The organism is Novosphingobium sp. BL-S-21 (assembly GCF_055521655.1).
Map to the genome: position 1 here is coordinate 668,523 of NZ_CM145495.1, position 12,801 is coordinate 681,323.

14 protein-coding genes are annotated in these 12,801 nt (G+C 65.8%); 6 read left to right on the forward strand and 8 right to left on the reverse strand.

Features of this window, described 5'->3' with window-relative positions:
• The first annotated feature begins 30 nt into the window (after positions 1-30).
• Positions 31-1,101: a VOC family protein gene (locus ACZ1J6_RS02540; RefSeq protein WP_134094351.1), complete on the forward strand. Its 1,071-nt coding sequence runs from the start codon at positions 31-33 to the stop codon at positions 1,099-1,101.
• A gap of 6 nt (positions 1,102-1,107) precedes the next feature.
• On the opposite strand, the gene ACZ1J6_RS02545 is transcribed toward ACZ1J6_RS02540, so the two are convergent.
• The 7 genes from ACZ1J6_RS02545 to hisD form a co-directional block, all read right to left on the reverse strand.
• Positions 1,108-2,109 (reverse strand): MBL fold metallo-hydrolase, encoded by a 1,002-nt coding sequence (locus ACZ1J6_RS02545; protein WP_431567540.1) that lies wholly within the window; start codon positions 2,107-2,109, stop codon positions 1,108-1,110.
• Between the two features lie 62 nt (positions 2,110-2,171).
• On the reverse strand, positions 2,172-2,459 hold the full coding sequence (locus tag ACZ1J6_RS02550) for an antibiotic biosynthesis monooxygenase family protein (protein ID WP_132266839.1): 288 nt from the start codon (positions 2,457-2,459) through the stop codon (positions 2,172-2,174).
• Positions 2,456-2,863 carry a VOC family protein gene (locus tag ACZ1J6_RS02555; RefSeq protein ID WP_134094353.1) on the reverse strand — a complete coding sequence of 136 codons (408 nt, stop codon included), beginning with the start codon at positions 2,861-2,863 and terminating at the stop codon, positions 2,456-2,458. The genes ACZ1J6_RS02550 and ACZ1J6_RS02555 overlap by 4 nt, the downstream gene beginning before the upstream one ends.
• On the reverse strand, positions 2,856-3,884 hold the full coding sequence (locus ACZ1J6_RS02560; RefSeq protein ID WP_134094354.1) for an aromatic ring-hydroxylating dioxygenase subunit alpha: 1,029 nt from the start codon (positions 3,882-3,884) through the stop codon (positions 2,856-2,858). Before ACZ1J6_RS02560 ends, ACZ1J6_RS02555 begins: the two co-directional genes overlap by 8 nt.
• Before the next feature lie 47 nt (positions 3,885-3,931).
• Positions 3,932-5,083, reverse strand: a complete 1,152-nt coding sequence (locus tag ACZ1J6_RS02565; protein WP_134094355.1) for an alpha/beta hydrolase — start codon at positions 5,081-5,083, stop codon at positions 3,932-3,934.
• A gap of 25 nt (positions 5,084-5,108) precedes the next feature.
• Positions 5,109-5,864 carry an SDR family NAD(P)-dependent oxidoreductase gene (locus ACZ1J6_RS02570; RefSeq protein WP_134094356.1) on the reverse strand — a complete coding sequence of 252 codons (756 nt, stop codon included), beginning with the start codon at positions 5,862-5,864 and terminating at the stop codon, positions 5,109-5,111.
• Positions 5,865-5,866: 2 nt separating this feature from the next.
• Positions 5,867-7,198: a histidinol dehydrogenase gene (hisD, locus tag ACZ1J6_RS02575; protein WP_134094357.1), complete on the reverse strand. Its 1,332-nt coding sequence runs from the start codon at positions 7,196-7,198 to the stop codon at positions 5,867-5,869.
• A 186-nt stretch (positions 7,199-7,384) separates the two neighbouring features.
• Here hisD and ACZ1J6_RS02580 point away from each other — a divergent pair, with 186 nt between their 5' ends.
• From ACZ1J6_RS02580 to ACZ1J6_RS02600, 5 genes are read left to right on the forward strand one after another with little or no spacing between them, the layout of a single operon-like run.
• Entirely contained in the window at positions 7,385-8,329 is a 945-nt protein-coding gene (locus tag ACZ1J6_RS02580; protein WP_134094358.1) for a fumarylacetoacetate hydrolase family protein, read from the forward strand.
• Positions 8,326-8,874: a cupin domain-containing protein gene (locus ACZ1J6_RS02585; RefSeq protein WP_134094359.1), complete on the forward strand. Its 549-nt coding sequence runs from the start codon at positions 8,326-8,328 to the stop codon at positions 8,872-8,874. The genes ACZ1J6_RS02580 and ACZ1J6_RS02585 overlap by 4 nt, the downstream gene beginning before the upstream one ends.
• Complete coding sequence (locus tag ACZ1J6_RS02590; protein WP_134094360.1) at positions 8,874-9,623, forward strand: SDR family NAD(P)-dependent oxidoreductase; 750 nt, start codon at positions 8,874-8,876, stop codon at positions 9,621-9,623. Before ACZ1J6_RS02585 ends, ACZ1J6_RS02590 begins: the two co-directional genes overlap by 1 nt.
• A gap of 50 nt (positions 9,624-9,673) precedes the next feature.
• Positions 9,674-10,888: an MFS transporter gene (locus tag ACZ1J6_RS02595; protein ID WP_134094361.1), complete on the forward strand. Its 1,215-nt coding sequence runs from the start codon at positions 9,674-9,676 to the stop codon at positions 10,886-10,888.
• The gene (locus ACZ1J6_RS02600; RefSeq protein WP_134094362.1) at positions 10,881-11,594 is read left to right on the forward strand and encodes an SDR family NAD(P)-dependent oxidoreductase; all 714 of its coding nucleotides are present in this window, start codon (positions 10,881-10,883) and stop codon (positions 11,592-11,594) included. Before ACZ1J6_RS02595 ends, ACZ1J6_RS02600 begins: the two co-directional genes overlap by 8 nt.
• A gap of 3 nt (positions 11,595-11,597) precedes the next feature.
• Here ACZ1J6_RS02600 and ACZ1J6_RS02605 read toward each other — a convergent pair whose 3' ends face one another.
• Complete coding sequence (locus ACZ1J6_RS02605; protein WP_134094363.1) at positions 11,598-12,797, reverse strand: MFS transporter; 1,200 nt, start codon at positions 12,795-12,797, stop codon at positions 11,598-11,600.
• Between the last annotated feature and the right edge of the window lie 4 nt (positions 12,798-12,801).

Genomic DNA, 12,801 nt, shown 5'->3' on the forward strand with positions numbered 1-12,801 from the left:
AAGGCTCAAGCAGCCGGGATAGAAACAAGCATGAGCATTCTGGGAGTTGAGAGCGTCCTGTTCGGCGTCGCGGACGTCGCGGAGCACACGCGGTTCTGGACCGATTTCGGCCTGCCGCTGGAAAGCGCCAGCGCGGACGAAGCGGTGTTCCGCCTGGCCTCGGGCAGCCGGGTTATCGTCCTGCGTCACGGCGATGCCCGCTTGCCGAGTCCGGATCCTTTCCCGGGAGACGGCCTCAAGGAGACCGTCTGGGGCGTCGATACCGCCGAAAATCTCCAGACGATCACGGCGAGCCTGGCGGCGGAAGTCCCAGTGACGCGGGATGCGGACGGCACCATCCATGCCGTCTGCCCGGACGGCCAGCCGCTGGCGCTGCGGGTGTGGGACAAGCGCGCGTTCCATTCGGCAGCCAGCCCGGTCAATACCCCCGCCAGCTATCCGCGCTTCAACCAGCACCGCATCTGGCGCAGCAAGGCGGTTCCCAAGACGATCAACCATGTCGTGTTCTTCTCGCCCGACTATGTCGGCAGCTTCGAATTCTACGAACGCCATTTCGGCTTCCGCTACGTCGATCATTCGAAGGGATCGGGCATCTTCGCCCGGGCCGGGGGGACTTACGAGCATCACTCGATCTTCTGGGTGAACTGCGACCTGCCCATCGCACCAGACCACTTCAAGTTCATGCACATTGCCTTCGGCATGGACGATATCGACGAAGTGATGCTGGGCGCCAACATCATGGAGCGAAAGGGCTGGAAGAACGAGAGCATGAACAGCTCGGGCGGTATCTCCCGCCACCGCATTTCCAGCGCGATTTACTATTACTGCGACATGCCCGGCAAGGCGGGCGAGGCCGAGTATCACGCCGATACCGACTATCTCGATGACAACTGGGTGCCGCGGGCCTGGGACTTCCGGTTCGGATCGCTGCTCTGGTCGAACAATGCGCCGCCGATCTTCAGGGGCGACAACATTCCCTGGGACATGGCTTTCGACGCCGACCGCGCCAGCTTCGAACCGTTCCGCAAGGACAGGCCCGGCAAGCGCCCGATAGAAGGCAAGCTGAGCGAGTTGACCGAGGACGATGAGCACGCCCTCTGACGGCGCTCACAAGACCAAGAGATGGTCGAACGCGGCCCATTCGCCAGGCAGCAGCGGGACGAATGCGGCCGGGTCGATCCCGCGTTCCACCAGCCCCGCGCGCAGCCGCAGCGCGGGGTCTTCGCGGGGCTCGTCGGTCAGCTTGAAGGTGCCCCAGTGCATGGCCACGGCAGCGCGGGCGCCAAGGTCGCGCATGATCTGGATCGCCTCTTCCGGGTCGGTATGCTGCGCGGCCATGAACCAGCGCGGGTCATAGGCGCCGATCGGCAGCAGGGCGAGATCGGGCGGGCCGAACTCCTCGTGCAGGCGGCGGAAGATATTGCCGGTGCCGTATCCGGTATCGCCCGCGAAGTAGATCAACCGCTCCCCCACGCGCAGCATGAAGCCGCCCCACAGCGCCATCCGCCGGTCGCCCATCCCGCGTGACGACCAGTGCAGGGCAGGGACGATATGCGCCCGTGCGCCGGGGGCGATGTCGAAGGCGTCGCCCCAGTCGCCGGCCGATACCCGCGCTTTGGGAATGTGGCGCAGGATGGTGCTGTCGTTGCCCAGGGGCGTGACGATCAGCGGCGCGTGCCGGGCATGGAGGGCCTTGAGCGTCGGGATGTCGAGGTGGTCGTAATGGTTGTGCGAAAGCAGGATCGCATCGATCGGCGGCAAGTCCTCGATGCGGATACCCGGCGCCGTCACCCGCTTCGGCCCGGCGAACTGGACCGGGCTCGCGCGGTCGGACCAGACGGGGTCGGTGAGGATATTGAGCCCGCCGACCTGGATCAGCAGCGTGGCATGACCTACCATGGTGACGCGCAGGCCCTCCACCCGGCTTTCGGGAACGACGGGGGTGACGGCTATCGTCTTGGGCCATTTCGTGGCGGGCGCGGTACGGCGCCAGCGCAGGATATCGCTGAAGGAACGATCGGTTTCCGGTTCACCGGCAGGATTGAGAAAGCGCGTTCCGTCGAAATGGTCGGTGACGGGTCCGGTATAGTAGCGATTGCGATCTGGCATGCGGGGGCGACCTCCGCACGCCATGTAGGAACGGCCTGCGGAAGTGCGAGGGCAGAACCGCGTTAAATCAACGCGAAGTGCTCGACCGAGGGCGTGCCGACGAAAAACGGCCCCGCCAGCGCGCGCCAGGCCTGGAAACCTTCGGACTCGCGAAAGTCGACCATGTGGGCCTCCACACTCTCCCAGCCGACGACGAGGTGATAGCGTTCGGGATTCTCCACCGAGCGATGGAGCGCGAAGGAGACGTACCCCTTTGCCGCTTCGAAATGCGGTCGGGCTTCTGCCACGGCAGCCTCGAATTCGGCGGCGCGGGCAGGGTCGATGGTCAGAGTGGCTATCTCGTGGATCACAGGTTCGGCTCCTCGACGAATTCGATCAGATTGCCCGCACAGTCGCGGATGAAGCAACCCTTTCCGAAAGCTTCGCGCACGACGAAGGCGATGTCGGCCTGCTTCTCTTCCATCTCCGTCAGGAATGCTTCGAGGTCTTCCACCCGGAAGGCGACGTGCTTGTTGCCGTGCGTCTTGAGATCGCGCGGCGGGAAGCGGCGGTCTTCGGGGAGGGCTGCGGCGCCCTCCACCTCGAAGATCTCGAACCGCAGCGGCCCCTTGCGGACCATCGCAGTGCGGGACTTTGCCGCCTTTATGTAGAACGTCTTCTCGACCTCGAACCCCAGCACGCGGCCGTACCAGTCGATCGCCTCGTCAAGGCTTGGGACTGAGACGCCCCCGTGGTGGAAAGTGAATTCAGCCATGGCTCTTCTCTTGTGAAATGAAGCGTTCCAGCAGTCGCCGCGCGCGGGTGCCGCCCTGGTCGATGCCGAGCGAGAGGGGTTTCTCGCTCCAGAAATCGCGGCCTTTCACGTTGGCGTAGGCGGCCTCGATCATCGGTTTGTCCTCCAAATCGAAAGCCTCTCCGAACAGGGCGCGAAGCGCGGCATCCGTCTCTTCGGAATCGAGATCGTCGTAGCGGGTAGAGGACCAGAAATAGTGGGTTTCGTGCTCGCTTGCCGGGGTCAGGATATGTGCCTGTGGCACTTCGAAGCCGCTCTCCCGCTCCGTGCCATGCGGACAGACGCCGACCGTGAGCCGCATCGCGGCGGGCGCGTTCCAGCGCATATCCAGCCAGTGGTCGACTTTCGCATCGGCCGGGAAATACGGCCGCGCGACGGAGGGCGGCGGGATATCGGGCATCCACCAGTTGGAATGGAGCGTGCGATCCTCAACTTCCACCGCGTGCTTGCCGGCGAAGATCACGCCTTGCCCGGCAAAGGTGCCCTTGTGGACGAACTCGATGTGGGAGAGGTCCAGCAGGTTGTCGGTGCCGTATTCGTAGTTCGCCTTCATCAGCGTGTAGCCGCGTACGGTGCGGCTGTGCGGGGTATCGGGCACGAAGGAGAAGTCCGGGATCAGCGCTGCATCGGCCGTGTCCGGATCGCCGCCCCAGAGCCAGACGATGCCGTCGCGTTCGGCGGCGGCGAAGCGGGGTATGGTCGATCCCGCCGGGATGCGGTCGGCAAAGGGATTGCGCACGCAGTGCCCGTCCGGCGCGAAGGCGAGGCCGTGATAGCCGCAGACCACCACGTCCCCCTCGCGCGATCCCTTCGACAGCGGCGCGAAGCGGTGTGGGCAGCGATCGAGCAGAGCGGCCAGCGAACCGTCCTCCAGCCGGTAAAGATAGACCGGCCGGTCGAGAATGCGGCGGGACAGGCCGGTTTCGCCTACTTCGTCGGACCAGCCGGCCATGTACCAGCAATTGCGCAGATATCGTTCCATTCGCGGCCTCTCCCCAGACCTCTTTATCGTTGTTCAGGCGTAACGGGTCAGCCCATTTCCGCGAAAGTCTCCGCGCACCAGTCGGCAATGTAGTCGCGCATGCCGGTGCCGTTGTCGGCGCCGCAATGCTCCACTTCGAAGTCCTTTTTGGTGAAGACGCGAAGCTTGCGCTTGGGGCTGTTCACCGCCTGATCGTAGCTGAGTTGCGCATTGAAGGCGGGGATCTGGCGGTCGTTCTCGCCATGGGTGATGAGGAAGGGGACGCGGATCTTCTCCACCTGACCGTCCAGCGTGATCTGGTCGGCATATTCGAGGAACGCGTCGCGATCCTCGATGCCGAACACCCACATGACGTGGTCCCAGTAATGCGGCACCGGGTTCTCGCCCTCGTTGGCGAGGCGTTCGCGCTGACGACGGCCCCAGACGTGGTTGGCGCCCATCACCGCGCAAAGCGCATAGCGCGGCTCGTTCGCGGCGATGCGCGGGGCGTGGTAGCCGCCGAAGGAGAGGCCGAAAATGCCGATCCGGTCATGGATAACATCATCGCGCGTCAGCAGGTATTCGAGCGCGGGTGTGCCCCAGCGTTCGCCGTCGAACACGGCGGGAAGCCCGCGCTTGCGGATCGCCTCGCCAGTGCCAGGCTGGTCGACGAAGAGGGTGTTCATGCCCCGCTCCAGGTTCGACTGGCCGTGGCCCGCCATGCAGACCTGCTCCTTCATCGAATCGAGCCCGTTGACCGAGACAAGCGTGGGGCGCGGCGTGCCGGAACCGTCGTGGACGAAGATGCCGGTATAGGCGCCGTCCTCGTAGGGGATTTCCACTTTATCGATGTGCAGTCCGCGCAGCCTGGCGCCCTTGTGGAAGAGTTCCAGTCCCTTGTCGTAAGCCGCCCAGCGCGGGGCGTAGTCGCGGCTCTGCATGCGCTCGGCAGCGAGATAGTAGCCAGAGGCGCGCAGGTACTTGGTGCCGGCGGAGAGCAGGTAGCCTGCCGCCTCGTCGGCGTCGGCATTGGCGCAGACCTGATCGGCCACGGCGATCCAGCTATCGAACATCTGCGCGGAGCCGGCATCGGCGCCGGCCTTGCTCGCTTCCATGATCGGGCGGTTGGCCTCGTCGATCTCGCCATAGTTGCCGCCACAGGCGAGCGCGAGGTTGGTGGCGAGGTTCCAGACGTAGTTTCCGGGAAACGGTTCGAACATGATCTATCCTGCGATTTTGAGATGATTATTCGGCAGTCCAGCCGCCATCGACGACGAGGCTGGTGCCGGTCATGAGCGCGGAAGCGTCGGAAGCGAGGAACAGCACCGCGCCCATCAGATCCTCCACCTGACCGATGCGGCCCAGCTTGATCTTGGAAAGGACGCTGGCCTTGAACGCTTCGTCTTCGAAAAACGGCTTGGTCAGCGGGGTCTCGATGAAAGTCGGAGCGATGGTGTTGGAACGGATGCCGTGGGGGGCAAGGTCCAGCGCCATGGCCTTGTTCATGCCTTCCAGCGCCCATTTGCTGGCGCAGTAGAGTGAGCGGTTCGGCCCGCCGACATGGCCCATCTGGCTGCCCATGTGGATCAGGCTGCCCCTGGTGTCCGTGGCGAGCATCCGCTTCACGCAGGACTGCGCCACGAAGAAGGCGGACTTGAGATTGAGATCGAGCACGGCGTCGTAATCGTCCTCGCTCACTTCCCACATCGGCTTGGGCCGGTTGGTGCCGGCGTTGTTGACGAGGACGTGAAACGGCTCTCGGCTTTCGAAGAACGCGGCGACGGCGTCGAGGTTGGAGACGTCGAGCGTCGCGGCCTCCGCGCCATTGCCGATCTCGGCGGCGGCGGCCTCGATCTCGGCCGAGGTGCGGGCGACGAGCGTGACCTCGGCACCCGCGGCGGCCAGCGCGGCAGCGGCGCCGAGGCCGATGCCCCGGCCCGCTCCGGTCACCACAGCCCGTCGCCCGTCAAGGCGCAGGCTTGGCGTCTTCGGAAGTCTCACGGTCACGCCGCCGTTTCGGGTGTCGGTTCGGCCTGCCCGGCATAGGGCACGTTGCGGCCACCGAAGCGGCGCACGCGGATATTGGCCTGTTCGCCATGCCCCGCGAAGCCTTCCAGCGCACAGAGGCGCGAGCAGTATTCGCCGATCAGCGCCGAAGCCTCATCGGTGGTGACGCGCTGGTAAGTGCAGGTCTTCAGGAACTTTCCGACCCACAGGCCGCCCGTGTAGCGCGCGGACTTCCTGGTGGGCAGGGTGTGGTTGGTGCCGATCACCTTGTCGCCGAAACTGACATTGGTGCGATTGCCCAGGAACAGCGCGCCGTAGTTGGTCATGTTGTTCAGGAAGTAGTCCGGGTCAGCCGTCATCACCTGCACGTGCTCGCTGGCGATCTCGTCGGCGACCTTGACCATTTCCTCGTAGCTGTCGGCCACGATCACTTCGCCGAAGGTTTCCCACGCCTTGCGCGCATGGTCGGCGGTGGGGAGGATCTGGAGCAGGCGGTCGATCTCGGCCATGGTTGCGCGGGCGAACTTCTCGGAATTGGTCAGCAGCACGCCGGGGCTGTCCGGGCCGTGCTCGACTTGCCCGAGGATATCGGTGGCGGCGATTTCAGGATCGCAGCCGATCTCGTCGGCAATGATGAGGGTTTCGGTCGGTCCGGCGAAAAGGTCGATGCCGACGCGGCCGAAAAGCTGGCGCTTGGCCTCGGCGACGAAGGCATTGCCGGGGCCGACCAGGATGTCGACCGGATCGATGCTCTGCGTGCCGATCGCCATCGCGCCCACCGCCTGAATGCCGCCCAGCGCATAGATCGCATCGGCCCCGGCCATGGCCTGCGCGGCGACGATGGCGCGTGCCGGCTGGCCCTGGAACGGCGGGGCGCACGTAATGACGCGCTTCACGCCCGCGACCTTTGCGGTGATCACCGACATGTGCGCGGAAGCGAGCAGCGGATACTTGCCGCCGGGCACGTAACAACCGGCCGAACCCAGCGGGATGTTCTTGTGGCCCAGCACCACGCCGGGCAGCGTCTCGACTTCGACATCCTTCATTGAATCGCGCTGGATCTGGGCGAAGTTCTTCACCTGTGCCTGCGCGAACTCGATGTCCTTGCGTTCCTGCGGGGTCAGGCTGTCGACGCAGGCGTCGATCTCGGCCTGGCTGAGGCGATAGTCGTCGCGGTCCCAGCCGTCGAACTTGATCGACATGTCGCGCACCGCTTCATCGCCGCGCTTCTCGATATCGGCGAGCGCCGCCTCGACGATGTCGCGGACCTTGCGGTCTGCGTCTGCCTTTGCCTCGGCAGTGGCGCCGCGCTTCAGCCAGATGGCCATGATATTCTCCCGATCCGGTGTGACGTGATTTTCACCGGACCTAGCGCCGGGGAGCGAGCGGGGACCATCGCATGTTATCGATGCCTTGCTATCGATCCTATGCCGTTGTTGCCGCACGGGGGCTTCGCTAGCCCGGTTCCCAAGCACAAAGCTTTCGACACGGCATTCTTGGGAGAACAAGGAACAATGCGCCTCGCCACTCTCGATGACGGCACCCCGGACGGGCGCCTCGTCGTCGTTTCGCCCGAAGGCGATCGTTATGCCCACGCGCCGGTGGATACGCTGCAACAGGCGATGGAAAGTTGGGCTTTCGTCGCGCCCGTACTGGCCGAGATTTCCGAATTTCCCGAAGCGCTCGATGCCGCGCTGCTGCGTGCGCCGTTGCCGCGTGCGTGGCAGTGGCTCGATGGTTCGGCTTTCGCCTGCCACGGGGAACTGATGGACAAGGCGCTGGGCGTGGTGCCGGTGAAGACCGGCAAGCCGCTGATGTATCAGGGGACTTCGGACAAGTTCTACGGTCCTGCCGAGGATGTGCGCTACCTCACCGAAGAGAACGGCATCGATTTCGAGGGCGAGTTCGGCGTGATCGTCGATGCCGTGCCGATGGGCACTTCCGCCGAGGATTGCATGAAGCACATTCGCCTGATCGTGCAGATCAACGACTGGTCGCTGCGGAAGCTGGCCGGGCCGGAGATGAAGACCGGCTTCGGCTGGGTCCAGGCCAAGCCGCCCTGCTCGATGGCGCCCTTCGCGGTCACGCCGGAGGAACTGGGCGACCAGTGGCGCGATGGCCGCGTCTGCATGGACCTGCTGGTGGACTGGAACGGCAAGCGCTTCGGCGCCGCCAATGGCGAGCCGATGGGCCATGGTTTCCACGAGCTTGTCGCCCATGCCTGCGCCACGCGCGATCTGGTGGCGGGCACGGTGATCGGATCCGGTACCGTCTCCAACGAGAATTACCGCGAAATCGGCTCCTCCTGCATTGCCGAGCGGCGCGGGATCGAACTGGTCGATTTCGGTGAGCCGCGCACGGAATTCATGCGCTTTGGCGACAGTGTGCGCATGCAGGGAACCCTTGCCGACGGCCGCGCGCCGTTCGGCGTGATCGAACAGAAGGTTGTGAAGGCATGAGCGAGGTTCTTTCCGATTCCGGTCTGCCGCCGGTCCAGCGCGTCGTCACCGGACATGACGAGAATGGCCGTGCCGTGTTCCGCTCCGAAGACGTGACGCCGACCAGGATGGTGCCCTCTGGCGATGCCTCGTTCCTGACGATCTGGACCACCGCCACCGTCCCTGCCGACAACAATGACGAGACCGAGGGCCGCGAACGCCCTACCGGCACCACGCTGGAAGGCGGCTCGGTGATCCGGGTGGTGGACATGCTGCCGGGCAAGCAGAGCCCGATGCACCGCACCAACTCGATCGACTACGGCATCGTGCTGAAGGGCGAGATCGAACTGGAACTGGAAGACGGCTGCAAGAAGACGGTGCGCGAAGGTGGGATCATAATTCAGCGCGGCACCAACCACCTCTGGCGCAACACCACCGCAGAAGTCTGCCGCATCGCCTTCATTCTGATCGAAGCGCCCGCTTACCTCCACGATGGCGTGCCGCTGGATGAGGCCAAGCCCGAGCAGGTCGACCCGGTCTACAACGAGGCGGCGAGTAAGGCCTGATGTTCGACCTTACCGGCAAGAGCGCGATCGTCACCGGCTCCACGCGCGGGATCGGTCGCGCCATTGCCGAAGGGCTGATCGCCCAAGGCGCGCGCGTGGTGATTTCCAGCGAGGATGCAGGGGATACCGCGCGCGTCGCCGCCGAACTCGGTATGCCCGGCCAGCCTTGCGATGTGACCGACGATGCCGCGCTGGCCGCATTGGTGGACCGCGCGGTGGCGGAGTTCGGCGGGTTGGATATTCTTGTCTGCAATGCCGGGATCACCGGCAAGGCGGGAGCCTTCGCCGATCTCGACATGGCCGACTATGCCCGCGTCATGGCGATCAACCTCACCAGTCAGGTTGCGCTCTGCAACCTTGCCCTGCCGCATATCGCGGCGCAGGGCGGCGGCGCGGCGGTGCTGGTTTCCAGCCTCTCGGGCCTGAGGGGCAATGGGCGGATCAATGCCTATGCCCTCGCCAAGGCGGGCGTGGCGCAACTGGCGCGCAATCTGGCGGTGGAGTGGGGGCCGCGCGGCGTGCGCGTCAACGCGATCTCGCCCGGCTTCATCGCCACCGAACTGTCCGCACCCTTGCTGGCGGACGAGACTTTCATGGCCCGCCGCATGGCAATGACTCCGCTGCGCCGACCCGGCACGCCGCCGGAAGTGGCAGGCGCCGCCGTGTTCCTCGCCTCCGATGCCGGGGCTTTCGTCACTGGACATAATCTCGTCGTGGACGGGGGTACGCTCATCACCGACGGAAGCTGAAAACTGTGTTTCTATCGGCCCGGAGACAGGCGGCCGAAGAAAGGGAGATAATGACACGCCATCCCGAGCCGGGCCTGCTGACCGGCATATCGCTGCTGCTGCCGATCACGCTGACGACCATGGCCATCGTGCTGCTGGCGCCGATCATCCCGGATCTGATGGCACACTACGCCGCGGTGCCGGGCCATGAATACTGGGTGCCGATGATCCTCACGCTGCCTTCGCTCTGCGTGGCGTTGCTCTGTCCGCTGGCGGGGATACTGGGAGACTGGTTCGGGCGGCGCCGGCTGCTGCTGGCGGCATTCCTGCTCTATGCGGTCGTCGGCGTGATGCCCGTGTTTCTCGACGATCTCACCCATATCCTGATCTCGCGCGTGGGCGTGGGCATTGCCGAGGCCCTGATCTACGTGCTCTCGACGACGATGATCGGCGACTATTACAAGGGTGCCTCGCGGGACAAGTGGCTGGCTGCGCAGACGGCCTTCGCCTCGATGTCGGCGCTGCTGTTCTTCAACCTCGGCGGGGTGCTGGGAGAAGGCGGCTGGCGGACGCCGTTCTGGGCCTATGCCTCGGCGCTGGTCATGTTTGCGCTCGTCTGGAAGTTCACATGGGAGCCATCGCGCGATGGCACCGCCGATGACGAGGCCGATGCGCCGCCGCACAACCGCTCCTGGGCGGGCTTTCCCTGGGTGACGATGGCGATGATCGTGGTAATCACGGTCTATGGCTCGGTGTTCTTCTATACGGTGCAGATCCAGGCGCCCAGCGGGCTGGCCGAACTCGGCTTGGCCAGTCCGGCGGAGCGGGGGTTCCTGACATCCATCGCCTCTATCGGCGTGCCGCTGGGGACCTTCATCTATTCGCGCATTGGCACGCGGCTGGCAGTGGGACGGCTGCTGCTCCTCGAATTCGCCCTGCTGGCCATCGGCTTCATGCTGATGGCAAGGTCCGGCACCGTTCCGGGCTTCCTTGCCGGATGCTTCGTCAACCAGATCGGGGCAGGGCTGCTGCTGCCGACTTTGCTGGTCTGGTCGATGTCGATCCTCAGGTTCGAATTTCGCGGCCGGGGGACGGGCTTCTGGCAATCGGCCTTCGCGTTCGGGCAGTTCCTCTCCCCGCTGGTGGTGACTTTTGCGGGACGGCACACAGGCGGCCTGCTGGGGGCCTTTTCGGTCCTGTCGCTCGCCGCGCTGGGCGGGGTCGTCGTGGCGCTGATCGCTTCGCGCGCATCGCACGGCGGCAATGGGGCGATGGCGCATGGCTGATCGTCTTGCGGGCAGGATCGCCGTGGTCACCGGTGCCGCGAACGGCATAGGCGAAGGCGTCGCGCGCATCTTCCGGCACGAGGGCGCGCGGGTGATCGGCGTCGACCTTTCGGGAACCGACGAGGCCTGCAATCTCATCGACGAGGCGGCCACCCGCGCGCTCTTCGCCAGGATCGGCGCGGAGCACGGCCGGATCGACGTTCTCGTCAACGCGGCAGCATTCGCAGTCTTCTCGTGGATCGAGGACCTGAGCTATGCCGACTGGAAACGGACGCTGACGGGGGAGCTGGACATCGTCTACCTGGCAACCCGCGCGGCCTGGCCCTGGCTCAAGGCGAGCGGCACGGCCAGCATCGTCAACTTCGCATCGGCCAATGCGCGCCATGCGCTGGAGGGTTCCCCGGCGCTGGCGCACTGCGCGGGCAAGGGCGGCGTGCTGGCGATGACGCGGCAACTTGCCATGGAAGGCGCCCCGCACGGCATTCGCGCGAATACGATTGCGCCCGGTTTCATCAGGACGGCGGCCACGGCCCGGCACCTGGAGGCCGATCCCGACTTCGGGCGCCGGGTCCTGGCCGGAAACATGCTGAAGCGGCTGGGCGAGCCGGAGGACATCGCCTGGGCCGCGACCTGGCTTGCTAGCCCGGAGGCGCGTTACGTCACCGGAGCGGACATTGCCGTGGATGCAGGGGCTACGGCCTGGTAGATCTCACGATAGCCGTGCGCCGCCGGTGCATTCGGCCGCCATTTCGCCGCTCTGGCGTGCCGCGCTCCGGCCGCTCGTCAGGAGCAGCGCCGCCAGGCCGATGACGGAGGTTGCCGCGCCGGCCAGGGCTACGGCAGGATAGCCCAGATCGAGAGCGATCACGCCGCCGCCCAGCGCCGCGCCCAGCGCATTGCCCAGGTTGAAGGCGCCGATGTTCATGGACGATGCCAGGTTGGGCGCGTCGCTGGCCGCGTCCATGACCCGCACCTGGAGCGGCGGCACCAGGGCGAAGCTGGCGATGCCCCACAGGAAGATCACGATCGCGCTAGGCGCGGCATGGGTCATCGTCATGGCGAAAGCGATCAGAATCGCGGCAAGCGAGGCCAGGGTGACGATCAGCGTGCGATCGACCGAACGGTCCGCGAACTTGCCGCCCAGCCAGTTGCCCACCGTCAGGCCGAGGCCGTAAGTCACCAGCATCGCCGTGACGAAGCCGAGAGAGGCGCCCGTCGCCTCGCGCAGGATCGGGGTGATATAAGTGAACACGGTGAACATCGCGCTGGAACCCACGATCGTCAGGGCCAGCGCGCCGAGAACGGGCTTGCGGATCAGGACGCGCAGTTCGGCCGCCACATCGCCGCCGTCCGTAGAGGGCAAGGGAGGCAGGGTCAGGCGCAGCGCCGCCATCGTGACACCGCCCAGCGCCGCGATGCCCCAGAACGAGGCGCGCCAGCCGAGGTGCTCGCCCGCCCAGGTCGCCAAGGGCACGCCCACGACATTGGCGATCGTCAGCCCCATGAACATCGCGGCCACCGCGCCGGCCTGGCGGTGCGGCGGGACCAGGCTGGCGGCGACCACCGAGCCGACGCCGAAGAAGGCGCCGTGGTTGAAGGAGGTCAGCACGCGGGCGGCCAGAAGCATGCCGTAGCTGCCGGATACCGCTGCCAGCAGGTTGCCCAGGGTGAAGATCCCGGCCAGGGCGATCAGCAGCGTGCGGCGCGGTACCCGCCCGGTGGTGAGCGTCATCACCGGCACGCCCAGCACCACGCCCAGCGCATAGGCGCTGATCAGCAGCCCGGCGGCGGGGATGGAGACGCCCAGATCTCCGGCAATGACGGGCAGCAGGCCCATCGGTGCGAATTCGGTGACGCCGATGCCGAAAGCGCCGACGGACAGGGCCAGAAGGCCGGGATTGAGCTTCATCGGA